The 25008-nt window shown below is 64.2% G+C and carries 21 protein-coding genes and 1 tRNA gene; 12 read left to right on the top strand and 10 right to left on the bottom strand.

Annotated elements, in window-relative coordinates:
- Positions 1-18: 18 nt before the first annotated feature.
- The 4 genes from BMY38_RS12425 to BMY38_RS12410 all read left to right on the top strand — a co-directional run bounded on the left by BMY38_RS12425 (position 19) and on the right by BMY38_RS12410 (position 5879).
- A tRNA-Pro gene (locus BMY38_RS12425) sits at positions 19-95 on the top strand.
- A 564-nt stretch (positions 96-659) separates the two neighbouring features.
- The gene (locus BMY38_RS12420; protein ID WP_092763229.1) at positions 660-4346 is read left to right on the top strand and encodes a vitamin B12-dependent ribonucleotide reductase; all 3687 of its coding nucleotides are present in this window, start codon (positions 660-662) and stop codon (positions 4344-4346) included.
- Between the two features lie 308 nt (positions 4347-4654).
- Positions 4655-5401: an SDR family NAD(P)-dependent oxidoreductase gene (locus BMY38_RS12415; RefSeq protein ID WP_092763227.1), complete on the top strand. Its 747-nt coding sequence runs from the start codon at positions 4655-4657 to the stop codon at positions 5399-5401.
- A gap of 25 nt (positions 5402-5426) precedes the next feature.
- The gene (locus BMY38_RS12410) at positions 5427-5879 is read left to right on the top strand and encodes a YtoQ family protein (protein ID WP_092763225.1); all 453 of its coding nucleotides are present in this window, start codon (positions 5427-5429) and stop codon (positions 5877-5879) included.
- Here BMY38_RS12410 and BMY38_RS12405 read toward each other — a convergent pair.
- The gene (locus BMY38_RS12405; protein WP_092763223.1) at positions 5876-6832 is read right to left on the bottom strand and encodes a glutaminase; all 957 of its coding nucleotides are present in this window, start codon (positions 6830-6832) and stop codon (positions 5876-5878) included. The genes BMY38_RS12410 and BMY38_RS12405 overlap by 4 nt on opposite strands.
- Positions 6833-6970: 138 nt before the next feature.
- Here BMY38_RS12405 and BMY38_RS12400 point away from each other — a divergent pair, with 138 nt between their 5' ends.
- A complete protein-coding gene (locus tag BMY38_RS12400) occupies positions 6971-7882 on the top strand; it encodes a sugar kinase (protein WP_092763221.1) in 912 nt (303 codons plus the stop codon).
- On the opposite strand, the gene BMY38_RS12395 is transcribed toward BMY38_RS12400, so the two are convergent.
- Positions 7860-8516 carry an NAD(P)H-binding protein gene (locus BMY38_RS12395; protein ID WP_092763219.1) on the bottom strand — a complete coding sequence of 219 codons (657 nt, stop codon included), beginning with the start codon at positions 8514-8516 and terminating at the stop codon, positions 7860-7862. The genes BMY38_RS12400 and BMY38_RS12395 overlap by 23 nt on opposite strands.
- A complete protein-coding gene (locus BMY38_RS12390; RefSeq protein WP_092763217.1) occupies positions 8516-10198 on the bottom strand; it encodes a chloride channel protein in 1683 nt (560 codons plus the stop codon). The genes BMY38_RS12395 and BMY38_RS12390 overlap by 1 nt, the downstream gene beginning before the upstream one ends.
- A 63-nt stretch (positions 10199-10261) precedes the next feature.
- On the opposite strand from BMY38_RS12390, the gene BMY38_RS12385 reads away from it, so the two are divergent.
- Positions 10262-11635: an FAD-binding oxidoreductase gene (locus tag BMY38_RS12385; protein ID WP_092763215.1), complete on the top strand. Its 1374-nt coding sequence runs from the start codon at positions 10262-10264 to the stop codon at positions 11633-11635.
- A gap of 295 nt (positions 11636-11930) precedes the next feature.
- Complete coding sequence (locus BMY38_RS12380) at positions 11931-12959, top strand: lysylphosphatidylglycerol synthase transmembrane domain-containing protein (RefSeq protein WP_092763213.1); 1029 nt, start codon at positions 11931-11933, stop codon at positions 12957-12959.
- 179 nt (positions 12960-13138) lie between these two features.
- Here the strand turns inward: BMY38_RS12380 and BMY38_RS12375 are convergent, their stop codons facing one another.
- The 4 genes from BMY38_RS12375 to cobS form a co-directional block, all read right to left on the bottom strand.
- Positions 13139-13480 carry a DUF427 domain-containing protein gene (locus tag BMY38_RS12375; RefSeq protein ID WP_092763211.1) on the bottom strand — a complete coding sequence of 114 codons (342 nt, stop codon included), beginning with the start codon at positions 13478-13480 and terminating at the stop codon, positions 13139-13141.
- 53 nt (positions 13481-13533) lie between these two features.
- A complete protein-coding gene (locus tag BMY38_RS12370; RefSeq protein ID WP_092763208.1) occupies positions 13534-15312 on the bottom strand; it encodes an aminopeptidase P family protein in 1779 nt (592 codons plus the stop codon).
- 154 nt (positions 15313-15466) lie between these two features.
- Positions 15467-17338: a cobaltochelatase subunit CobT gene (cobT, locus tag BMY38_RS12365; protein WP_092763206.1), complete on the bottom strand. Its 1872-nt coding sequence runs from the start codon at positions 17336-17338 to the stop codon at positions 15467-15469.
- 505 nt (positions 17339-17843) lie between these two features.
- Positions 17844-18830 carry a cobaltochelatase subunit CobS gene (gene cobS / locus BMY38_RS12355; RefSeq protein ID WP_092763202.1) on the bottom strand — a complete coding sequence of 329 codons (987 nt, stop codon included), beginning with the start codon at positions 18828-18830 and terminating at the stop codon, positions 17844-17846.
- A 116-nt stretch (positions 18831-18946) separates the two neighbouring features.
- Between cobS and BMY38_RS12350 the strand changes: the two genes are divergently transcribed.
- The 4 genes from BMY38_RS12350 (at position 18947) to BMY38_RS12335 (ending at position 22178) form a co-directional block, all read left to right on the top strand.
- Complete coding sequence (locus tag BMY38_RS12350) at positions 18947-19495, top strand: sigma-70 family RNA polymerase sigma factor (protein ID WP_092763200.1); 549 nt, start codon at positions 18947-18949, stop codon at positions 19493-19495.
- A complete protein-coding gene (locus BMY38_RS12345) occupies positions 19492-20163 on the top strand; it encodes an anti-sigma factor (RefSeq protein WP_175495867.1) in 672 nt (223 codons plus the stop codon). The genes BMY38_RS12350 and BMY38_RS12345 overlap by 4 nt, the downstream gene beginning before the upstream one ends.
- 102 nt (positions 20164-20265) lie before the next feature.
- A complete protein-coding gene (locus BMY38_RS12340; protein WP_092763196.1) occupies positions 20266-20826 on the top strand; it encodes a fasciclin domain-containing protein in 561 nt (186 codons plus the stop codon).
- A gap of 182 nt (positions 20827-21008) precedes the next feature.
- Complete coding sequence (locus tag BMY38_RS12335; protein ID WP_092763194.1) at positions 21009-22178, top strand: phospholipase effector Tle1 domain-containing protein; 1170 nt, start codon at positions 21009-21011, stop codon at positions 22176-22178.
- Between the two features lie 24 nt (positions 22179-22202).
- Here the strand turns inward: BMY38_RS12335 and BMY38_RS12330 are convergent, their stop codons facing one another.
- A complete protein-coding gene (locus BMY38_RS12330) occupies positions 22203-22817 on the bottom strand; it encodes a J domain-containing protein (RefSeq protein WP_092763192.1) in 615 nt (204 codons plus the stop codon).
- A gap of 92 nt (positions 22818-22909) precedes the next feature.
- Between BMY38_RS12330 and BMY38_RS12325 the strand changes: the two genes are divergently transcribed.
- On the top strand, positions 22910-23170 hold the full coding sequence (locus BMY38_RS12325; RefSeq protein WP_092763190.1) for a BolA family protein: 261 nt from the start codon (positions 22910-22912) through the stop codon (positions 23168-23170).
- Between the two features lie 197 nt (positions 23171-23367).
- On the opposite strand, the gene BMY38_RS12320 is transcribed toward BMY38_RS12325, so the two are convergent.
- Positions 23368-24348 carry a restriction endonuclease gene (locus BMY38_RS12320; RefSeq protein ID WP_281243223.1) on the bottom strand — a complete coding sequence of 327 codons (981 nt, stop codon included), beginning with the start codon at positions 24346-24348 and terminating at the stop codon, positions 23368-23370.
- Between the two features lie 167 nt (positions 24349-24515).
- Complete coding sequence (locus BMY38_RS12315) at positions 24516-24839, bottom strand: DUF4177 domain-containing protein (RefSeq protein ID WP_092763186.1); 324 nt, start codon at positions 24837-24839, stop codon at positions 24516-24518.
- Positions 24840-25008: the final 169 nt, after the last annotated feature.

Raw genomic sequence — 25008 nt, 5'->3', positions numbered from 1 at the left:
CTGCTAAGCGGCACGAGTCGGGGCGTGGCGCAGCCTGGTAGCGCACCTGTTTTGGGTACAGGGGGTCGGAAGTTCGAATCTTCTCGCCCCGACCATGCGATACATCTGGTATCGCGAGTGGCAACATAAGCCACAATGCAGATATCCTGGATATCTGTCCCGCCGGGGTGACGGTAATCAATCTTCATGAACCCGTGACATGCCGGGTGATTCCCGGATCTAACATCCTGTGGACAACTTTGTATGACAGCAGGCGTTGCAGCCGTGCCACGGTTCCCGGTTCGCCCCCCGACCGCATGGCGACCGCATCCGTTTTGCAGGATTCCAAGGCGCTTCGCATCGTTACTCGACCCAGGTGAATGTGAGTCGTGGGTGTCTTGAATCCGTTAACGAGCGGTCAAGAATTTTCTTTGCGAGTTATCCCCGTTATCCACATTGACCGCCCCCGAAAAGCGCAGCTATTGGTGTCTTGGCAAAGAGAGGCCACCAAATGTAGTGGCTCAGTGCGACAAGACCGGGCAGCAGCCTCAGACATTCCATTCCCCCGTGTCCGACCGGACGCGACGGTCGAGGTGCGTCGGAAAACTGCCGTGCGGGCCAAGGGACGGGGCGGATAATGCACCGATTTGTAACAAGACGATTTCATAGGGGACACCACGATGCGGCTTGAGCGGAAATTCACGGAAAGCGGTAAAGATGCCTATTCGGCACTGACCTTCACCACCACCACCTCGGAGATCCGCAATCCCGACGGTACCGTGGTGTTCAAGCTGGAAGCGGTGGAAATCCCCGAAGGCTGGAGCCAGGTCGCGTCCGATGTCATCGCGCAGAAGTATTTCCGCAAGGCAGGCGTTCCGGCCCGGCTGAAGGCGGTCAAGGAAAAGGGCGTGCCCGAGTTCCTGTGGCGCTCGGTTCCCGACGATGACGCGCTGGCCGAATTGCCCGAGAACGAACGCTTCGGTGGCGAGACGTCGTCCAAGCAGGTGTTCGACCGTTTGGCCGGGGCCTGGGCCTATTGGGGCTGGAAGGGCGGTTATTTCACCACCGAGGAAGACGCGCGCACCTATTTCGACGAAATGCGCGTCATGCTGGCCCGACAGATGGCCGCGCCGAATTCGCCGCAGTGGTTCAACACCGGCCTGCACTGGGCATACGGCATCGACGGCCCCGCGCAGGGGCATCATTATGTCGACCCGAAGACCGGCAAGCTGGTCCGGTCCAGGTCGTCCTACGAGCATCCGCAACCGCACGCCTGCTTCATCCAGTCGGTCAGCGACGATCTGGTGAACGACGGCGGCATCATGGACCTCTGGGTCCGCGAGGCCCGTCTGTTCAAATACGGCTCGGGCACCGGCACCAACTTCTCCTCGCTTCGCGGTGAGGGCGAGGCACTGTCGGGCGGTGGCAAGTCGAGCGGTCTCATGGGGTTCCTCAAGATCGGCGACCGGGCGGCGGGGGCCATCAAATCCGGCGGCACCACGCGGCGCGCGGCCAAGATGGTCATCGTCGACATGGACCATCCCGATATCGAAGCTTTCATCGACTGGAAGGTCATCGAGGAGCAGAAGGTCGCGGCCATCGTCGCCGGGTCCAAGGCGCACCAGGCCCAGCTGACCAAAGTCATGGAAGCGGTTCGTGCCTGGGACGGCACGCTGGACGATGCGACCGATCCGAACATCAACGAGGCGCTGAAGGACGTGATCCGGGCCGCCAAGAAGCACATGATCCCCGAAGCCTACATCCTGCGCGTGCTGCAATATGCCAAGCAGGGTTATGACAGCATCGAATTCCCGACCTACGACACCGACTGGGATTCCGAGGCCTACAGCACCGTTTCGGGCCAGAACTCCAACAACTCGGTTCGGGTGACGAACGCCTTCCTGCACGCCGTTGAAAAGGACGCTGACTGGGAGCTGATCAACCGCCGTGACGGCAAGGTTGCCAAGACCGTGCCGGCCCGCGAATTATGGGACAAGATCGGCCATGCCGCCTGGGCCTGTGCCGATCCGGGCATTCAGTTCCATGACACCGTCAACGACTGGCACACCTGCCCGGAAGACGGTGCGATCCGCGGGTCGAATCCGTGCAGCGAGTACATGTTCCTCGACGATACGGCCTGCAATCTGGCCTCGATGAACCTGTTGAAGTTTCTGAACGCCGACGGCTCCTTCGACCACGAAGGCTATATTCACGCGGCGCGCTTCTGGACCGTTACGCTGGAAATCTCGGTCGCCATGGCGCAGTTCCCGTCGAAGGAAATCGCCCAGCGGTCGTATGACTTCCGCACCCTGGGTCTGGGTTATGCCAACATTGGTGGCCTGCTGATGAACATGGGTCTGGGCTACGACTCGCGCGAAGGTCGCGCGCTGTGCGGTGCGCTGACCGCCGTCATGACGGGCGTGTCCTACGCCACGTCGGCCGAAATGGCCGGTGAACTGGGGCCATTCCCCGGCTATGCCAGGAATGCCGACCACATGCAGCGCGTGATGCGGAATCACCGCAATGCCGCCAAGGGTCAGACGGATGGTTACGAGGAACTGGCGGTCAAGCCCGTCGCGCTGGACATCGACGGCTGCCCTGATGCGCGCCTGATCGCGCTGGCCGCCGAAATCTGGGACGGGGTCGTCGAGGCGGGCGCGAAGAACGGCTTCCGCAATGCCCAATCCACTGTGATCGCTCCGACCGGCACCATCGGTCTGGTCATGGATTGCGACACCACCGGGATCGAGCCGGACTTCGCCCTGGTGAAGTTCAAGAAGCTGGCCGGCGGCGGTTACTTCAAGATCATCAACCAGTCGGTGCCCGCCGCCCTGCGCAAGCTGGGCTATGGCGAGGCGCAGATCGGCGAGATCATCGCCTATGCCGTCGGTCACGGATCACTGGGACAGGCGCCCGGCATCAACCACACGTCGCTGATCGGGCACGGCTTCGGCAAGGCGGAGATCGCCAAGATCGAAGCGGCGTTGCCCTCGGCCTTCGACATTCGTTTCGTGTTCAACCAGTGGACGCTGGGCGAGGAGTTCTGCACCAAGGCGCTTGGCATTCCGGCGGCCAGGCTGAACGATCCGACCTTCGACCTGCTCCGGCATCTGGGCTTCTCGAAGAAAGAGATCGAGGCCGCCAACGACCACGTCTGCGGAACCATGACGCTGGAAGGCGCGCCGGGTCTGCGCGACGAGCACCTGAGCGTGTTCGATTGCGCCAACCCCTGCGGCAAGAAGGGCAAACGCTTCCTGTCGGTCGACAGCCACATCCACATGATGGCGGCGGCGCAGAGCTTCATCTCGGGCGCGATTTCCAAGACGATCAACATGCCCAACAACGCCACCATCGAGGACTGCAAGGCTGCCTACGAGCTGTCGTGGTCCTTGGGGGTCAAGGCCAACGCGCTCTACCGTGACGGATCGAAACTGTCGCAGCCCTTGGCCGCGGCCCTGGTCGAGGATGACGACGAGGCCGCCGAGATCCTGGAAAGCGGTACGCCACACGAAAAGGCCGGCGTTCTGGCCGAAAAGGTGATCGAGAAAATCATCGTCAAGGAGGTCGCCCGCGCCGCGCGCACCAAATTGCCCGAGCGGCGCAAGGGCTATACCCAGAAGGCGGTCGTCGGCGGTCACAAGGTCTATTTGCGGACCGGCGAATACAAGGACGGCAATCTGGGCGAAATCTTCATCGACATGCACAAGGAAGGCGCGGGCTTCCGGGCGATGATGAACAATTTCGCCATCGCCGTGTCGGTCGGCCTGCAATACGGCGTCCCGCTCGAGGAATTCGTGGACGCCTTCACCTTCACCAAGTTCGAACCTGCGGGCATGGTGCAGGGCAACGCGGCGATCAAGAATGCCACGTCGGTTCTGGACTACATCTTCCGCGAACTGGCCGTCAGCTATCTGGACCGGGAAGATCTGGCCCACGTCAAACCCGAAGGCGCGACCTTCGACTCGATCCACAACGGCGGCGAAGGCGCCCCCGACGCGGATGGCAACGTCTCGGCCCTTGGTCAATCGGCGGCCACCAAGTCGCTGGAGGTCATCAAGTCGGTCACCTCGTCAGGGTATCTGCGCAATCGTATGCCGCAGGATCTGGTCGCGCTTCGTGGTGGCATGGACCGTGTCGCGGCGGAACTTGCCGGATCGACCGCGGCGTCAGGCTTCTCGGAGACCGCGCAGGCCACGTTCACCACCTCCACCACGACGGTCGCGGCCACGGGTCTGAACGCGCGGGCCAAGGCAAAGATGCAGGGCTACGAGGGCGAGGCCTGTGGCGAGTGTGGCAACTACACGCTGGTCCGCAACGGCACCTGCATGAAGTGCAACACCTGCGGCGGGACGTCCGGTTGTAGCTGAACGGATTGATGCCGGGGGCGCGGGGACGGCATCCCGCGCCCCCGGCTTTTCTGCGGCTATCCGGCACGCCGAACGGTCTCGGAGGCCGGGCATGAACACCCGAGATATTGGGTTTCGGATCCCCCGAAGAAGACCGGGGCAGGTTTTCGGGGTCCGCGGGTAACGCCGAAGCGAAAGCGCGAAAGGTCCGTCATGGCCACCGGGCGCCCCGCCCGTCATTTGCCGGCTTGCAGGTCAAACGCAGATGCTCGACCTTGGCCAGCGATCCGCTATCGTCGGCGCAACACCATCTTGAGAGGCAGAGACCCATGGATACTTCGGATTTCAGGAACCGCATCGCTGTCGTGACCGGCGGTGCGCAGGGGATCGGCGGGGCCGTCGCTACGGAGCTGGCCCATCACGGCGCGCGTGTCGCGATCTGGGACATGGACAAGGAACTGGCGTCCAAGGCTGCCGCGACGCTGGGCAACGGGGCCATCGCCGTGCCCTGCGATCTGGGCGACTGGGCCTCGGTGCAGGCGGCGCACAAGCAGACCGTGGATGCGTTGGGCGAAGCAGACATCCTCGTGAATTCCGCCGGGATCGCCGGGTCAAACGCGCCCCTGGCCGATTATCCGGTCGAGGAATTTCAGCAGATCGTCGCGATCAACCTGACCGGCACGTTCCTCGTGAACAAGGCGGTGGTGCCGGGGATGCGGGCCAAAGGATACGGTCGCATCGTCAATATCGCCTCGGTCGCGGGCAAGGAGGGGAATCCCAACGCCTCGGCCTATTCCGCGTCCAAGGCGGGTGTCATCGGCCTGACCAAATCGCTGGGAAAAGAGCTGGCGGATATGGATATCGCGGTGAACTGCGTGACCCCCGCCGCCGCCCGCACCCGCATCTTCGACCAGATGAAGCAGGAGCACATCGACTACATGCTGTCGAAAATTCCGCGCGGTCGCTTTCTTGAACTGGGCGAGGCGGCCGCGATGATCCTCTGGCTCTGCTCGAAGGAGAACAGCTTCACCACGGGCGCGGCCTTCGATCTGTCGGGCGGACGCGCCACCTATTGATCCAACCGATGTCACGGAGCCTGCGATGACCCTTTCCATCTATCTGTCCGGCGAAATCCACACCGATTGGCGCAACGAAATCATGCAGGGCTGCGCGGATGCGGGTCTGGATGTCACCTTCTCCGCCCCGGTGACCGACCACGCCGCCTCGGACGATTGCGGCGTGGCCATTCTGGGGGCCGAGCCGGACAAGTTCTGGCACGACAACAAGGGCGCCAGACTGAACGCCATCCGCACGCGCACGGCACTCGCCGCTGCCGACATCGTGGTCGTGCGGTTCGGTGACAAGTACAAGCAATGGAACGCGGCCTTCGATGCGGGGCAGGCGGCGGCCTTGGGCAAATCGCTGATCGTGCTGCATGGTCCCGATCATCAGCACGCGCTGAAAGAGGTCGATGCCGCCGCGCTCGCCGTGGCCGAAACCCCGGCGCAGGTCGTCCAGATCCTGACCTATGTGCAGACCGGCGCGCTGCCTTAGGAAAAAACCGACCAGCCGGTGAAATCCGTCAGCAACTCCGCGGCTTCGGTGCCGACCTTGGAATTGCCATAGCTGTTCAGCCCCGGCGACCAGATCGCGATGGATGCCCGGCCGGGCGCAACCATCAGGATACCGCCGCCGACCCCGCTCTTGCCCGGCAGACCGACGCGGAAGGCGAAATCGCCCGACCCGTCGTAATGGCCACAGGTCATCATCAGGGCCCCCAGCCGCCGTGCCCGCGCGGGTGCCATCAGGGGCGGAGCACCCGGCAGTTGCGCGATCATCCGACCGGCCATGGCCAGTTGATCGGTGGTCATCTCGACCGCGCATTGGTGGAAATACGTGCCCAGCGTCAGTTCGGGCGCGTTGTGCAGATTATCATATGATTTCAGATAATTCGCCAGCGCCACATTGCGGAACCCATAGCGCGCCTCGGACGCGGCGACGCTCGGGTCGATATGGATATCCTCGTCTCCGGCGGCGGCGCGCAGAAATCCCAGAAACTCGCTCAGCGCCTGTTTCGGCGCGCGGTTGGCCAGCATGGCATCCGTCGTCACCAGCGCGCCGGCGTTGATGAACGGATTGCGCGGGCGGCCCTTCTCCTGTTCCAGCAGAAGGATCGAATCGAAGCGATCGCCGGATGGCTCCCGATCGACGCGCCGCCAGATATTATCTCCTTCGCGCCCCAGGACGCAGGCCAGCATGAAGACTTTCGACACGCTCTGGATCGAGAATGGCACGCTGCGCGCGCCTGCCGACAGACGTGTCCCGTCTGCCAGAACGACCGAGATCGCAAACTGGTTAGGCGCCACATCGGCAAGCTCAGGAATGTAGGTGGCGACCTGTCCCCAGTCGTCTGCCGCGTGAACCTCGGTCGACAGACGATCCAGAAATGCCTTCAGCTTGCCTGGGTCGACGGGGGGCACGGGGCCTGCGGGGCGGTCGTCGGTCATCGCGGTCTCCGGGGGCGGTGGCTGGCCGGACCATAGTCCGCGCGGCGGGGCAGGGAAACGCCTGCCGACCTGTTTGCGCCCACCCCGACGCGCGCCTATCTTGCGCCGCCGAGCCATGAAGCCAAAGGGGATACCGCCATGACCGACCGCCCGCTTTCGATCGCCTGTCTGGGCGAAGCCATGGTGGAGCTGTCGCTGGACGGCGATATCGCGCATCTGGGCTTTGCGGGCGATACGCTGAATACCGCGATCTATCTGCGCCGGTCCCTGCCGGATGTGCATCGTGTGTCTTTCGTCTCTGCCGTCGGGCAGGACATGCTGTCGGACCGGATGGTGGCGCGCATCGCGGCCGAAGACGTGTCGACCGATCACATCACCCGCCATGCCGACCGTATCGCCGGGGCCTATGCCATCGAAACCGATACGTCTGGCGAACGCAGCTTCGTCTACTGGCGCGACACATCTGCGGCGCGCACCATGATGACACCCGACAGCCCGATCCAACCCGAAACCCTGTCGCAGTTCGACGTGGTGCACCTGTCTGCCATCACGCTGGCGATACTGGCGCCGCAAGCCCGCGCGGCGCTGATGTCGTGGGTTCCGGGGTACCGCGCCTCGGGGGGGCGTATCGCCTTCGACAGCAACTATCGCCCCCGACTGTGGGAAGACGTGCCGACGGCACAGTCGGCGGTCGCAGCGATGTGGCGCGAAACCGACATCGGATTTCCCAGCGTCGACGACGAAATGGCGCTCTTCGGCGATGCGGACACCGCTGCCGTGATGGCGCGGATCGAAGGATACGGCGTTCCGACAGGTGCGCTCAAACGTGGCGAATCCGGCCCGTTGCCCATAGGCGCGCGCTTCGACGCGACCTATGCGCCTTGCGACAAGGTGGTGGACACGACGGCGGCGGGCGACAGCTTTACCGGCGGATACCTCGCAGCCTGGCTGTCCGGCGCGGATCAGGCCGCCGCACTGCAAACGGGCCATAGTCTGGCATGCCGTGTCATCGGCTACCGTGGCGCGATCATTCCGCGCTCAGGTCCATGATCTCGGGCCACTCATAGGTGGCTTCGCCCGGACGGTCGCGCAGCGCATCCTGCGCGATTGCCCGACCCAGACGGGCCACGGGGATACCGCGCAGCTTCTTCATCGGCCCCTGAAACAAGGGAGTCAGCCTGGGCCAGATCGCCAGCGTCAGCGCCTGCGAGAGGCCATAGCGGTTCTTCGGCGTCAGGATCATCGACGGATGAAACAGGCTCAGCCGGTCGAAGGCCAGTGCCCGCAGCCCGTCCTCCAGTTCGCCCTTGCTGCGCGCGAAGAAAATCCGCGACCCGGCATCCGCCCCGACCGAAGACAGCAGCGAAAATCCGGACACACCTGCGGCCCGGCAGGCCGTGGCGAACGCCAGCGGAATATCGTGGTCGATGCGCCTGAATTCCGCCCGCGACACGTTCGATGGCTCGCCCACGCCCAGACAGCAGATCGCGGCATCCTGCCCTTCAAGATGCGCGGCATAGCTGGCGGGGTCGGCCAGATCGACGACATGCTGATCCGCTGCCAATCCATCCTCGGTCCGTCGGCCAAGTGCCGTCACCCCGGCCCGCCCGGTCAGCGCCGCAGCGCAGGCCCCGCCCACGGCCCCGGTCGCCCCGATCATCACGACCTTTTTTTCAACCCGCATCACGAATGCTCCTCCGCCGCCGTCGCGGCCAGTGCCCGGTTATAGACCCGCAGTGCATCAACATGCAGCACAACGCCCAAGACATCCGGTGCACCTTCATCAGACAGCCGAACGACCGCCAGAAAGTCCGAATTCGACCTCTCGAACAGGGGCATCGCGGCCTCCAGCGTGTCGACGGGGGCCACGAACAGCCCCTCGTTCACGGCCCGGCGCACGCGGTCCTCGGGCGGGGCATTGGGGTGGTCGGACGATTTCATCACGCTCGAGACCTTGAACATCGCCAGCAGATAGGCCTGCGGCCCCGCCGCCAGATGGATACCGCGCCGCTCCAGCTGCGTCAGGAAGAACGACCGATCCACCATCCGTGACGCCAGCGCCGATGCGATCGACACCGCGACCATCACCGCCAGCCCGGTCTGCCAATCGCCGGTCAGCTCGAACACGATCAGCGTCGTCGAGATCGGCGCGCCCAGCACCGCCCCCCCGACCGCGCCCATCCCCGCCAGCGCATAGAGTGATCCGGTCCCCGAGATGTCGGGAAAGACCGCCGTCGCGATCAACCCGAACGCCAGCCCGGTCAGGGCCCCGACCATCAGTGCGGGCGAAAATATCCCACCGCCCATCCGTCCGCCCATGGTGATACTGACGGCGGCGACCTTCAGGATGGCGAACACGATTGCCTCGCGCAGGATCAGGTTTCCCGACAGGGCCGCGCTCGTCGTCTCGTAGCCGACTCCGATGATATGCGGAAAGAAGATCGCCATCGCCCCCAGCATCAGCCCCGCCATGGCCGGGCGCAGCATCGGCGGCATCGACAGGCGCGCCTGGATGCGGTTTGCCACGTCCTCGGCGAAAAACACCGATTTCATCAAGGTCACCGCCACCAGCGCGCAGACCACGCCCAGCAGGATGAACGCCGGCAGTTCGACATAGAACGCCAGCGCCCCCGCCTGCGGCAGAACGAATTCGGTCACGTCGCCAAAGTGGATGCGGCTGATGACCGCCCCTGACACGGCGGCGATGGCGATGGGCGCGAAGGCATGGACGGCGAAATGCCGCAGTACGACTTCCATCGCGAACAGCGCGCCCGCCAGCGGCGCGTTGAAACTGGCCGCGACGCCCGCCGCCACCGCGCATCCCAGAAGGTCGCGGCCCGTCACCCCATCGGCGTTCATCTTGTTGCTGACCCAGCCCGCGATCATGCCGGTCATGTGGACCACGGGCCCCTCGCGGCCCGACGAGCCGCCCGACGACAAAGTTATCAGCGAGGCGGCGATCGACGCCAATCCGGCGCGACGTTCGACCCGGCCTTCCTTCATGGCCGAGGCCTGGATGACCTCGGCGACAGCGCGGATACGCCCATCCGGGGTGAACCGCGTCAGGATCCATCCGACCAGAAGGCCGCCCATCACCGGCAGGATGAGCACCCAGAACCAGGGCATCGTCGCCGCGAAGGAATGCAATTTGCGTGGATCGTCCGTGCCATATAGCGCCGTCTGCAAGCTTTGAATGGCCATCATGAAGGCGACGGCGGCATAGCCCGAGGCGATGCCCACGATCAGCGCGATAAACCAGAACTGAACCTTGGACGGCCCGCGCCTGCGCACCACCTCCCAGGCGCGGCGGACCCTTCCGGTAATCGGATGCGATGCTCTGGCGGCTGACGGGGGGGCGTCGGTCACGGCCTCTTGTCCTTCCCGCGCCCCTCGCGCACCCTCGGGGGCGTTCCATTTGGGGAGGGGCCGATGATCCCGCAAGACGCACTGTCCGAATTGCAGGCGATGCTAGGCGAACGACTGTCCACGGGAAAGAGCGATCTGTCCCTGCATGGCCGGTCCGAAACGTTCCATCCCGAAATGCCGCCCGACGCCGTGGCCTATCCCGTGACGACGGCGGAGGTGGCGGCCATCGTGCAGACCTGCGCCCGACATGGCCTGCCGGTGATCGGCTGGGGCACCGGCACAGCGCTGGAAGGCCATGCCTCTGCCCCGCGCGGCGGCGTTACGGTCGACTTCCGCCACATGGATGCGGTGCTGGAAATCGTGCCCGACGACATGCTGGTGCGCGTCCAGCCGGGCTGCACGCGCGAAGCGCTGAACACCGAACTCCGCGCCACCGGCCTGATGTTTCCAGTCGATCCCGGCGCCAATGCCTCGCTCGGTGGGATGGCCGCAACGCGCGCCAGCGGGACAACGGCGGTGCGCTACGGCACGATGCGCGATCAGGTGCGCGGGCTGGAGGTCGTGCTGGCCGACGGGCGCGTCATCCACACTGGCTCCCGTGCCCGGAAATCATCGGCGGGCTATGACCTGACCGCGCTGTTCGTCGGCTCCGAAGGGACGCTGGGCCTGATCACCGAACTGACCCTGAAACTCTGGGGCCAGCCCGAGGCGACCGCCGCCGCCGTCTGCGGTTTCGCGACGACCGAAGGCGCCATCGACGCCGTGATCCTCGCCATGCAGATGGGGCTGACCCCGGCGCGCATCGAATACGTCGATGTCGCCACCACCCGGATACTGAATGCCGCCGACGGGGCCGACCTGCCCGAGACGCCGCATCTGCTGCTTGAATTCCACGGCTCCGACGCCGCTGTCGCGACCGAGGCGGAACATTTCGGCCAGATCGCCGCAGACCATGGCGGCAGCGCATATCGCTGGGCCACCAAACCCGAGGATCGCAGCAAACTCTGGTCGATGCGCCACCGTGCCTATCACACGATCCTGGCCACACGTCCCGGTGCCACCGCCGTCGTCACCGATGTCTGCGTCCCGATTTCCAAACTGGGGCAGGCCATCGCCCGCGCCGCCGCCGACATCGATGTCTCGTCGCTTGATGGTCCTATCCTGGGCCATGTCGGAGACGGCAATTATCACGCGATCCTGCTGGTCGACCGCAACGCGCCCACAGAGATCGCCGAGGCCAAGCGCCTGTCGGACGCAATGGTCGCGCATGCGCTGGACCTGGGCGGCACGGCGACGGGCGAACATGGCGTCGGCCTTGGCAAGCTGCACCTGATGGAGGCGGAACATGGGGCCGCCTGGGACGTGATGGGCGCGATCAAACGCAGCCTCGACCCCGACGGCACGATGAACCCCGGCAAACTGGTCCGACAGAACTGAGGGTCGCGATGCGGTCGCTCATGCGCGACTATGCAGGCCTTGCCGCGGTCGAATTCAGGGTCCGCTGTTCCGTGCCGTGTCATCGCGCGCCGGCGCTTTCTTTACACGACCGACGTCTATTGAAACCGGTGCTTGCAGGTGGCCCTTTGCCAGAAGTATCGCGTCGAAGCCTGAACCCGATACCGCAATGGTGATATGACGTATGTACTGAAAATCGTTAGGCCGTTCCCACATCCGACGGACAGGAGGACGGCTTTGGCGGCTTCGCTGAACCGGTCGCCGATCAGGAGCAGTCATGAAAAGAATATTGCTGCGCTGGGCGGCTCCATTGATCGGTGGTGTCGTGGCGCTTCTTTTGATTTTCCTGCTGTATGGAAGCCTGGACTTCTGGAAATTCCTGGAAGTGTTGCGTTCGGCCAATCCCGTCTGGATCGTGGTTCTTGCCGTGACCATCCTGCTGGAACAGTTCCTGAACGGCTGGAAATGGCGTCAGATTTTGCATGATGTCAAATCTGTTGGCACCTTGAGGTTAACCGGCGCTTTGCTGGCCGGATACGGGGCCAATGTGCTGGTGCCGCTTGGCATCAGCCCGTTGGTACGGGCATGGATCATCGCACGGCTTGAACAGTTGAAGATGGCAACCGTACTGACAACCACAATCATTTCGCGCTTTGTCGACGGCGTGGTTTTTGCGCTTTTTGCCGGTGTCCTGGCTATGTCCGGGCGGGTTCCGCAGGTCGAGGGCAATCTGGAACTGGGCCTGAGCGTCGCGGGGGCACTCAATATTGCAGTATTCGGGGGATTGCTTTGGGCGATGTTCCGGTTCCGCGCGCTTTTCGCCACCGACGGACCAGCGGTTTGCCGTCTGTTTGACTGGCTGGCCAAGCGAATGCGCGGCGATGGCAGGGAACTGCGCAGGGCTCTCTGCAATGGTGTGGTCTGGCCGCGCGATGCGATGCGGCGGGCGGCGGTGTTCCTGGGTGCGGTCGCGGCCAAGCTGACAGCAGCCACCCACTTCGTCTGGGCAGGTCTTGCGGTTGGCGTCGTTCTGACCCCTTGGGACTATATTTTCCTGATGGTGTTTGCCGGGTTCATCATGGTGCTGGGTCGTTTCGTGCGGATCCCCGGCAGCTTCATTTTTGGCGCAGGATTTGCGTTGCAAATGCTGGACGTTCCGCCCGAAACGGCGCTTCTGATGATCCTGTTCAATTATATCATGTCAATCATTCTTGTGGTGGGCTTCGGCTTGATCGTCCTGTGGCAAAACGGCATAGACATCCACCGCGCCCGACTTGCATCGCAAGCCGTCGACGCCGGCATATGAAGCCAATGTCGTGGCGGAAAAATCGGACCTGTCCGACATCTCGACACGGCCGGACATTCCGGGTCGGGTCCAAAGGCCCCGGCAAAGCGCAGGTGCAGAATGATGCGTCTGGACGGAATACCGGGGTAATACCCCGGTATGCACCCCCGTAATATCCGGATTTGCAGACGGCGGCGGCGTCAGATCTGTTCGATCGTGACCTTGGTGTCATAGAATGCCAGATGCCCTTCGACCGCCTTGGCGTCCGGATTCGTGACATCCTCGTAGGTCCAGGCGACATCCATGATCTGTGCCGACTGACCGATGTACGAATAATAGTTCGCCGTGCCCTTGTATGGAGATTCCGTCGTCGTTTCAGTGCGTTCCAGCAAGGCCATCGCAACGTCCGCGCGCGGGAAGTAAATCACGAAGCCCATATCGTCCTCGACCAGGGACAGGGCATTCCTGCTTTCGACCAGAACGCCATCGTCTGAACGCACGGACCAGGTTCCCTCGGCGGGCGATACGGTGATCTTCGTCATGAGCTTCTCCCTCTTTCGGCGAACCCTATCCGTTGCGAACCCCCGACGAAAGGTCAGAGAGGCGCGCACATCGCGGTCAGCCATTCCCTCTCCGCACCGTCAACGCGCGGGCCTATTTTCGACATGACATCAGCATGATACCTATCGACCCACGCCCGCTCGTCGGGTGACAGAAGCGCGCGATCAATCAGTCGCCGGTCGATCGGAACCCAGGTCAGCGTCTCGAACCGCAGCATCTTGCGGTCGTCGCCGCCGTCGGGTCGAACCGCCTCGACCACATGGATCAGGTTTTCGATCCGGATGCCGTATTCGCCCTCGCGGTAATATCCCGGCTCGTTCGACAGGATCATGCCCGCTTCCAGTGGCACCTGACTGACACGGCTGATCCGCGCAGGCCCGTCATGCACACCCAGATAGACGCCGACACCATGCCCCGTCCCATGATCGTAATCGCGGTGATCCATCCACAGGGGCGCGCGCGCCAGAGCGTCCAGATGCGCGCCCGCGACACCGACCGGAAACCGCGCCCGGCTGATCGCGATCAGTCCCTGCAACACGCGGGTAAACGCCCGCACAGCACCGTCCGGTGGCGTTCCCAGCGGCATGGTCCGTGTGATATCCGTGGTTCCATCCAGATATTGCGCGCCGGAATCGACCAGCAGGATTGTGTCCGTTCCCAACTTCCGGTTCGTGTCCTCGTTGACCCGGTAATGCACGATGGCACCGTTGGAACCGACGCCTGCGATGGTCTCGAAGCTGATATCCTTCAACTGGTTTGTATCGCGCCGGAATCCTTCCAGTGCGCGGACCACGTCGATCTCGGTCGCATCCGCCGGGCGCTCGTGGTCCAGCCAGCGCAGGAAACGGACCATGGCGGCCCCGTCGCGCAGATGCGCCTCGGTCGTGGCGGCGATCTCGGCCCCGGTCTTGCGCGCGCGGCGCAGGGCGAAGGGGTCGGGGATCGCCTTGGCATCCGTCAGCATTTCGGCCAGCGCGACGGGGCAACTTGCTGGGTCATGGCCGACAGGGCCGGTCAGCCCGCCCAGCAAAGCGGCCATGTCTGCGGGCGCCGTGATCCGCACGTCAGGTCCCAGATGATCCGTGATCGGGGCGGCTTTTTCCGGCGCGCAGATCAGATCGACGCCGGCATCGGCATGGATCACCGCAAAGCACTGCGGCAGGGGCGTTCGCGCAATGTCAGCACCGCGAATGTTCAGCAGCCAGGCCACCGCCTCGGGTTGGTTCGTGACATAGCTGGCGACACCGGCGGCTTGCAGCGCGGTGGCGATTTCGGCGCGTTTTTCGGTGGCGGATTTACCGGCCAGCGCCTGCGGATAGATGGTCATCGGCGCGTTGGGCGGGGCCGGACGGTCGGGCCATGTGGCATCGATACCGTTGGACACCGCCACGACGTCCAGCCCGGACAGTTTGCGCAGCCCCTCGATCTGAGTAACGCTGTGCAGCATGGGATCGAATCCTAGACGTCCGCCGTCAGGCAGGGCACCGGGCAACCAGTCGGCCAGTCCCGTCGCGGGCCAGTTCACCGTCTCGAAAATCGCGGGGTCGGTCTGCGCGCGGACCTGCACGGTATACCGCCCATCGGTGAAGATCGCCGCCCGGTCGCGCAACACGACGACGAACCCCGCGGACCCGGTGAAGCCGGAAATATAGGCCATCCGCTCGTCGCGGGGGGCGACGTATTCGCCCTGATGCGCGTCGGCGCGGGGCACGAGGAAAGCGTCGAGATCCTGCGTGGCCATCCACGCGCGCAGGCGGGCCACGCGGGGCGCGGCGGCCTCGGGTCGGGCGGTGACGTCGAAGGTCTGGAACATGCGGGTCTCCGGTTTGGTCGCAATGTCGGGAGGCAGGGCGCGCACCGCCGGACCCCTGCGAAATATTTTCAAATAGGGGAGGGCTTTTCAATCCCGCTTCCCCCTTGTCCAAATATCCCCGCCGGAGGCTTCGACCGGGCAGGGCGCACCAGGGTCAGGAGGCGCGGCGCATTCCCATCACCCGCGCCCTTGCGCGCGGATCGCTGTCGAACAAGGCGGCCAGCTGTTCTGTCATCGCGCCCGCCAGCTGCTCGACGTCCGTGATCGTTACGGCCCGGTCGTAATACCGCGTCACGTCATGCCCGATGCCGATGGCCAGCAGTTCGACCGCGCGGCGTTTCTCGACCATGGCGATCACGTCGCGCAGATGCTTTTCCAGAAAGTTTGCCGGGTTCACCGACAGGGTGCTGTCGTCGACCGGCGCACCATCGGAAATCACCATCAGGATCTTGCGCGCCTCGGGCCGGGCGGTGGCGCGGCGGTGCGCCCATTCCAGCGCCTCGCTGTCGATGTTTTCCTTCAGCAGGCCTTCCTTCATCATCAGCCCAAGGTTCGGGCGCACCCGGCGCCATGGCGCATCGGCGGATTTGTAGATGATGTGGCGCAGGTCGTTCAGGCGACCGGGCGAGGCGGGGCGTTCGGCCTTGAGCCAGGCCTCGCGGGATTGTCCGCCCTTCCACGCCTTGGTGGTAAAGCCCAGTATCTCGACCTTCACACCGCAGCGTTCCAGCGTCCGCGCCAGAACGTCGGCGCAGATCGCGGCGATCGAAATCGGACGTCCGCGCATCGAGCCGGAATTATCCAGAAGAAGCGTCACGCAGGTATCGCGGAACTCGGTATCCCGCTCCATCTTGAACGACAGGGGGGTGGTGGGGTTGGCGACGACGCGGGCCAGACGTCCGGCGTCAAGGATGCCTTCCTCAAGGTCGAACTCCCACGAGCGGTTTTGCTGAGCCTGCAAACGGCGCTGCAACTTGTTCGCAAGTCGCGACACCGCGCCCTTCAGCGGCTCCAACTGCTGATCCAGATAGGCGCGCAAACGCTCCAGCTCCGCCGGTTCGGCAAGGTCGGCGGCCCCGACGATCTCGTCAAAAGCTTCGGTGAAGACAGTGTAATTCGGGTCGGCGTCCGATACCGGCTGCGGGGCGGGAGGGTCCTTCGCCTCGTCCGAGTCGGGCATCTCCGCCTCTTCACCGGCTTCCTGATCGGCCATGTCGTCCATGCTGACCTGGGCCTGGCTGGGGTCGTCCTGCTGCTCCTGCGACTGATCCGGCGAAGCGTCGGCATCGGCGTCCTCCTGATCGTCGTCGCCGGTGCTGTCGGGCTCCTCCTCTTCCTCGGACTGGCCCTCGTCCTCCTGATCCTCGTCTTCGATATCGGGGTCGTCGCCCAGCTGGTCGCCGTAGCCCAGGTCCTCGATCATCTGGCGGGCAAGGCGGGCGAAGGCGGACTGGTCGGCCAGCAGGTCCTGCACGTTGTCCAGTCGGTCACCCACCGATTCCTCGATGAAGCCGCGCCACAGGTCCAGGGCATTGTCCGCGCCCTTGGGCATGTCGCGGCCCGTGGCCATCTGGCGGACCCAATATCCGACGGCGGAAGCCAGCGGAATCTGCGCCTTGTCGGTCACGTCGCCATAGCCCTTGCGCGTCGCCTCGACACTGATCTTGGCGTCGATGTTGCCCGCGGTGCCGGGCATGTCGCGGGCGCCGACCGCCTCGCATCGGGCGGTTTCCATCGCTTCGTACAACTCGCGCGCCATGTTGCCCTGTGGCATGTACTTGTTGGCCACCGCGATGTCGTGGTGGCGGTGGCGCAGGGCGAAAGCGTCGGCGGTGCCGCGCGACAGCAGCACTTCGTCGCGGGTCATGCGGCGGCTGACCTGCGGCAGGCGGATGCTGTCGTCGGTCTTGCCCGGCGGATCGACGGAGAACGAGACGTTCAGCTCCGGATCGTCGGCCATGGTCTTGGTGGCCTCGGCGAGGGCCTTCTTGAACGGATCGGCGGGGTTGTCGGTTGGCTTATTCATGGTGACTTTCCAGACTCCGTAAGCTTTTTCATTGTCCGGCGGGGCACCCAATGATGGCGCCCATAAACATCAGCGATCCCCAACTGAAATCGATTTTTTTCCAGTGACCATTCGACGTCCGAAGAGAAATAAAACTGCTTCTCCTCTCCTACGTCAATCGTGCACGGAAGCTCTATTGGAAGAAGAGCAGGCTTTGCATCCCATGTCTTCACAATGAATCCTTGGAACCGCCTAGTTGCTACTGTGTGCCAACGAGGTCGTCGCCCGATAAATAGTTTGACTGTACATGCAATTGGACCGTGGTTCACGATTGTCGCGATGACGAACTCGAGCTTGTCAGAATTTTTGCTCCCAAACCCGACGAACCTGCCCACTGACATCTGAAGCTGTGGCTTAGGGTAGATAAATTTTGACCAAACATTCCAGACAAAGCCGCATAACGAGATACAGAGAGAGAAGGCGCTGAATATCAACGCTATCTGAGCAGTCGTCCACTCAGCCCACATCACCCCAAGCTCAGACTCGCCGCACTCTCCGGCAGTTCCTCGTCGAAGCACCGCTGGTAGAACTCCGCCACGGTCTGCCGCTCCAGCTCGTCGCATTTGTTCAGGAACGTCAGGCGGAACGCATATCCCACGTCGCGGAAGATCTCGGCGTTCTGGGCCCAGGCCAGCACGGTGCGGGGCGACATGACGGTGGACAGGTCGCCGTTCATGAATGCGGTCCGGGTCATGTCGGCGACGGTGACCATGCGGCTGACGGTCTTGCGCCCGGCCTCGGTATTGTAATGCGCGTTCTTGGCCAGAACGATCATCGTCTCGGCGTCGTGGCTCAGATAGTTCAGCGTTGCCACCAGCGACCAGCGGTCCATCTGCGCCTGGTTGATCTGTTGCGTGCCATGATACAGGCCCGTCGTGTCGCCCAGGCCGACCGTGTTGGCAGTGGCGAACAGGCGGAAGGACGGGTGCGGTTCGATGATGGTGTTCTGGTCCATCAGGGTCAGCTTGCCGTCATGTTCCAGCACGCGCTGGATCACGAACATCACGTCGGCACGGCCCGCGTCGTATTCGTCGAACACGATGGCGACAGGGTTCCGTAGCGCCCAGGGCAGGATGCCTTCGTGGAATTCGGTGACCTGCACGCCGTCGCGCAGCTTGATCGCATCCTTGCCGATCAGGTCGATCCGGCTGATATGGCTGTCGAGATTCACGCGGACGCAGGGCCAGTTCAGGCGCGCGGCGACCTGTTCGATGTGTGTCGATTTCCCGGTGCCGTGATAGCCCTGGATCATCACCCGGCGGTTCCAGCCGAAGCCCGCCAGAATCGCCAGCGTGGTATCGGGATCGAACTTGTAGGTCGGGTCCATGACCGGCACGCGGTCGCCGCCTTTGGGAAACCCCTTGATGATCATGTTGCTGTCGATGCCGAACACCTCGCGGACGGAAAAGTCCTTGGTCGGTTCCGCCATCATGTCCATCGCACCATCTGCCATCGTCCGGTCTCCTTGCAGTTGCTCGCCCGGATGCAACATAAGGGGGTTATCTGCAAGGGGAAGGCCGGGCGTGAAATCGACGCGTGCGTGCCTGAGGCATACATCGGGAGGGTCGATTGGCGACACGTGACGATCTGGAGCGCTGGCTTGCCGGGGCGGCCCTGGGAGACCGTGCGGCGTTCGGACAGCTTTACGATGCGACATCGGGGAAACTCTTCGGTTTGTCGCTGCGTGTCTTGGGAAACCGAGCGGAAGCAGAGGACGCCTTGCAGGACATCTATGTCAAAATATGGCGAAACGCCGACCGATACCGCGTGAACGGGCTGTCCCCGATTACCTGGATGGCAACGGTCGCGCGCAACCATTGCATCGACCGGCTGCGCAAGCGACGGGCCGAGGCGGGGCGGCGCGAGATGCCCGCCGACGATCTTCTGCGTGACATCGCCCCCGGACCCGAGGCGAACGCCGTCGCCCGCGGTGAGGCGCGCGCCATCGTCGACTGCCTGGCCGAACTGGAGGATCAGAAGTCCGAAGCCGTGCGCCGCGCCTATCTGGAAGGCGAGACATATGCCGATCTGGCGGCGCGCTTCGACATTCCGCTTAACACGATGCGGACATGGCTGCGGCGCAGTCTGATCGCCCTGCGGGAGTGTCTGAGCCGATGACCGACGTGACCGACACATTCGAAGACGATGATCGCGCGCTGATAGGCGAGTATCTTCTGGGCCTTCTGTCCCCCGAGGAAGAAGCGGCCGTTGAACGGCGTCTGCCGCAGGACCGGACGCTGGCGCAACTGCACTCAGACTGGGCCGAGGCGCTGTCGCCGATGCTGGCCGGTCGCGATGTGCCCGCGCCCGCCCGTCTGCGCGCCGAAATCGAGGCCAGGTTGTTCCGACCCGAGCCGAAACGCAGCCGCTGGTGGGGCTGGGCGGGCATCGTCGCGGGGCCGGTCGCGGCCTTTGCGCTGGCCGTTTTCCTGTTGCAGCCACCGACCGGATTCGTCCCGACGCTGAACGCCGAAATGCCGGGCATCGAAGGCTCCGGCGCGGGCGATCTGTACCTGGCCGCTGGCACCGACGGCACCGATCTGCTGATCATTCGCCGGTCGGGTGAGCCATTGCCGGGCCGTGTCCTGCAACTCTGGCTGATCGCCGGCGATGCCGCGCCGGTATCGCTGGGTGTGCTGCCCGATCAGGACCGTGTGGTCATTCCGGCCCCGGCGGGTCTGACAGCGGGCGCGGTTCTGGCCGTCTCGGACGAACCGCCGGGCGGGTCGCCCACCGGGCAGGCGACGGGTGCGGTTCTGGCCGCCGGACCTCTTTACGATCTGTAAAGGCACTTTCGCGCCATCTGGCTGAAACTCCGCCGCGCCCTTTGCGTGTCTGGATGCGACGGGGGGCAGACGCTCTCCGCGCATTCAGTCTGGAGAGACATCATGAAAACAATCGTTCTTGGCGCTGCCGCCGCCCTGTCGCTGACCACCGCTGCCGCACTGGCCGACGCGAATGCCGCGAACCCGATGGTCGGCGGGGCGGAGATGTTCGCCGAAAAGAACATCATCGAGAACGCCGTGAACTCGCCGATCCACACCACGCTGGTCGCCGCCGTGACTGCCGCCGATCTGGTCGAGACGCTGCAGGGCCCCGGCCCGTTCACCGTATTCGCCCCGACGGACAAAGCTTTCGGCATGGTCAGCGAGGAGTCGCTGAACGCCCTGCTGCTGCCCGAGAACAAGGCCCAGCTTCAGCAGGTCCTGACCTGTCATGTCGTCGCCGGAGACGTGATGTCGGACGCGCTGAAGGGCATGATCGACGCCGACGGCGGTTCCTACCCGATCACGACCGTGGGCGGTTGCGTTCTGCAGGGCACATATTCGGGCGACACCTTCACCCTCACGGACGAAAATGGCCGCGAAGCGACCGTGACCACCGCCGACGTCAAACAATCGAACGGCGTCATTCACGTCATCGACCGTGTTCTGCTGCCCAGGCAGTAAGTGATGACGGCGCGTCCTCCCGCGCCCGTTCAACCCGTCGCGCAACACCCAAGTGGCGGCGGGCGGTGGGCGGAGCGGTCCCCCCGGACCGATTCCGTCCCATGACGACTGACGCTCCCGTGTCGTTCCGGTCGGGGGCGTCTTTTTTATGGCAGGGGCGCCGCATCGTGTAGACTGCCGGGATGAAACGCATCGTTCTTCTGTGTGACGGGACCTGGAATGCCGCCGAAGCACCCGACCCTACCAATGTCGTCCGGCTGGGCCAGGCTCTCGCTCCGGTCGGGGTGGACGATCTTGTGCAGATCCCGATCTACATCGAAGGGGTGGGCACAGGGCGGCGTGGTGTGACCGCCCTGTCACGCGCCACGGACCGCGTGTTGGGCGGTGTGCTGGGGCTGGGCCTGATGGAAAACGTGACCGAAGCCTACCGTCACCTCGTCTTTCTCTACGAGCCGGGGGACGAGGTGTTCGTCTTCGGGTTTTCCCGCGGCGCCTTCACCGCGCGATCCCTTGTCGGGTTGATCCGGTTCACGGGCCTTCTGGCACGTGCCGATCTGCACCTTTTGCCGGAGGCGGTCGCGCGCTATTCCGAGCGTCGGATCGAAACGGCGGACCGACGTCAGCGGCGCAACGCGGAATGGCGGGCGCTCAATTCGCCCCACATCATGACCGATCCCGACGATGCCGATATCTATGCCGAATTCGGCGCGGACGAGGCCGTATTGTTCGACGTGGCCTATCTGGGTGTCTGGGATACGGTGGGCGCGCTGGGCGTGCCAGGGTATTTCACGGCGGCGCCGGTGTTGAACAGGAAATACGCTTTCCACGATACAGCACTGACGCCAATGGTCCAATCCGCGCGCCACGCCGTTGCCATCGACGAGCGGCGCAGGGCGTTTCGCCCGACCCTGTGGTCCAATCTGGACGAGCTGAACCGGGGCCATGCCACCCCGCCCTATCGACAGCAGCATTTCGCGGGCGACCATGGATCGGTCGGCGGTGGCGGCGATATCACCGCGCTCAGCGCGATCGCGCTGGACTGGATGATGGACGGCGCGGGCGTCATGGGGCTGGAATTCGACCCGCTCGTCTCCGCCGCGATCAGGGCCGAGGGCGATCCGCTTGGTCCGCTGGCGAATTCCAGCGTGCCAAAAGGCGGGCCAGTCGCCGCGCTGATGCGGCGGTTCGGTGCGCCGCGCGATGCGATCTTGCGGTTGGACGACCTGCATTCCGCCGTCCGTGAGCGCTGGGCCTACGAGGCGACGGACCCGGATTTCAGGTCCTATCGTCCCGACACCCTGTCGCGACTGGCAGATGAGTTACAGCAATGGAAAGACGACCGGCCAAGCTGATGGCGTACGCTTTTTACGCCACATCTATTTGAAATTGCGGCTGTCCTTCAACTGGTCCCAGGCCCAGACGACTTCGCTCAGCTGTTCTTCCTGACTGCGGTCGCCGCCGTTGATATCGGGGTGCAGCACCTTGATCAGGCTCTTGTAAGCCTTGCGGATCATCGCCTTGTCCCAATCGTCCTTGCCTTCAAGGATGGTCAGGGCCTTGCGTTCGGTCGGCGGCAATTTGCGCCCCACGACCCCCCGTCCGGGGTTGCGGGTGGCATTGCCGCCCAGCACCTGATGCGCATCCTCGATCCCCAGGCGCGCCCAGGCGCGTTCCTCGACCGTCTTGCGAAATGGCGTGGTCGGCCGTTCATCGGATTCAGCCTGCCGGGCCAGCTCGGCCTCGGTCGCGCCGTCGAAGAAGCTCCACTTGGCATTGTATTCGCGGACGTGGTCCTTGCAGAACCAGAAATAATCTTCGCTGGTGTCGCGCATCTTGGGCGCGCGGTACTTGCCGCCTTCTTCGCATCCATCGTGATCGCAGACGCGTGTCGATGTTTCGACCGCGCCCGACATGCCACGTTTACCCCTGGGATTACGCTTTTTGGCCGTCGACACACGCATGTCGAAATTGAATGGGTCTTTGCTGGTCATCTTCGAACCCCCTTCCGGCCTGAGGCGTTGGACTCTAGGCATTGTCGGGCCGGAGGTGAAGACCTTGACGGCGCAATTCGAAGGGAAATCCGATGACAATGGAAGCGGTGATCCGCGCACGGCTGACCGAGGCGCTGTCGCCCAGCCGTCTGGAGGTGGTCAACGAGAGCCACAAACATGCGGGCCATGCCGGCGACGACGGCACGGGCGAGAGCCATTGGCACGTCGTGATCGCGGCGGATGTGTTCGCCGGACAGTCGCGCGTGGCCCGGCACCGGATGGTTCATGCGGCGCTTGGCGACATCATGCAGCAGATCCATGCCCTGTCGATGGACCTGTCGGACGGGGCCTGATGCGGCACCCGCGCCCGGGTTGCGGCCCGCTGGCGCAGGACAGGGGCGACGGACGCGGATGTGCGACCGGCGCCCGTCGGCGTCGCCGAAACGGCGTGCACCCCCGATGCACCCCCCGTACACCCCCCGTGCAGACGCGCAGGCATCCCCAGCGTGCGGTGGGGCGGTTCGGGGGTATGGCGGCAGGGGGTTCGCGACTAGAGAAGTTTGCCCTGATCCGCGTCGTTCTTCTGTTTCGGCGCGACCTTCTGGACGGACCCGAGGCGGGCGGGAATTTGCGCGGCGCGGTCGCGGAGCGCCATGGCATCCTCGATGGTGACGATCTGGATGCGGGGGACGGGGGTGAAGCCCGGTTCCTCGTGCTGGCCCGCCGTCGCCGCCTCGGCGGCCATGCCGCCCTTGGGAGGCGTGAGGGTCAGGAAGATGCCGATCTCGGCCCCCGTCCGTTCCATCGCGCCGCGCAGGTCGCGGATCATGGCGACGCCGACATTCTCGCCCGCCTTGACCGAGACGACGGCCATGGACTTCTTGCCGAAGGGGATGATGCCGTCGATGCCGCCGTCGCCGGTGTTCTTCGTCTGCTCCCCGGCCAGAAGGGAGACGGCCCATTTCTCGAATTCGAAGTAATGACGGCCTTCCGTGCGGCCCCGGCGGGCGAGGTTGCGCGCGCCCTCGATATCCTGCGGGACGCCGTAGGTCTTGAAGTTGAGATCGTCGGGTCGCTCGCGGTAGGCATCGCGCAAACGCTTTTCGATCAGGCCGATGGCGAGGTGGGTGACGTCGATGCGGCTATAGAATAGCATCGTGTCATGCACAGGTCCCCATTTATGGGCCGACCCGTGTGCAAAAGTTCGCTTCCAAACGACCTCATTATCGCAGTGCAGATAGAGCGACCCCGTCGGCTTCAGCACCCGGTGCAGTTCCAGCATCCGCACAGCCATCATCGACAGATAGGCCATCATGTCGTTCTCGCCCAGAAACGACCGCATCGCCTGCAACATGGTCAGGGCGGCGACGTTGCCGGAGCGGCGGACGTCCTGAAAGGCCTGCTCGGCACTCTCGTTCCACGACCATGTGTCGTCGAACGCCTCGATCTGCGCGAGGCTGTCTTTGCCGTCCGGGGCCTTGAACAGCTTGTTATAGCTGGCATTCGAGTTGAACGGCGGGTCCAGATAGATCAGGTCGACGCTCTCGGTCGCGATACTCTCCCGCAGGACGGCGAGGTTGTCGCCATAACACAGCTTGTTCCTGCCCGGTGCCCCTTTCGCGTCCCGAATGCCGGGATCGTCGCCGCCAAGGGTTAAGGAAGGGTTTGGAGCGGATCAAGGGGCGTCGGTCCGCCGCGTCACCCCATCAGCGGATCGGTCAGGACCAGCGGGTCGGGGCGGCGGCGGGCGCGCGGTCGCTCGGACGGCAGGGGGCGGCGGAAGACCAGCAGGATCATGGTTTTCGGCGCGGTGCCGGTCAGGTCGGTGCTGGTGTCGTTCGGAAGCTGGTCGGCGCGAACGTAATCCCAGCCATCCGTCGCCATCTGGTTGAGGACGTCGGTCAGGGTGTTCGCCATCCGCGCCTCGTCAGTTTTGAGGCCGGGCACGCGTTCGCCTTTGCGGGGGGCTGGAACAACCCTGAATTCAAAGGCTTCGGGGGCAGGGAAGGATTCGTGGCGCATATCTGGTATCCTCTGTGAAGGGGCAGAGGACACCGGGATCTGGACGATCCGATGACGGGGGCGGGACGGAAAGGCGGCAGATGCGTCGGAGTTCAGGGATCTGGCGCGCGACAGGCCTACCGCCGGGTCCGGTTGCGTCCGCCGTCGCGACCGCAACCTTGCCCGCGAT

The organism is Jannaschia helgolandensis (assembly GCF_900109285.1).
GTDB classification, from domain to species: Bacteria; Pseudomonadota; Alphaproteobacteria; order Rhodobacterales; family Rhodobacteraceae; genus Jannaschia; species Jannaschia helgolandensis.
Note: the sequence above shows the minus strand (reverse complement) of the source record. Positions and strands in the feature narration are given on the sequence as shown.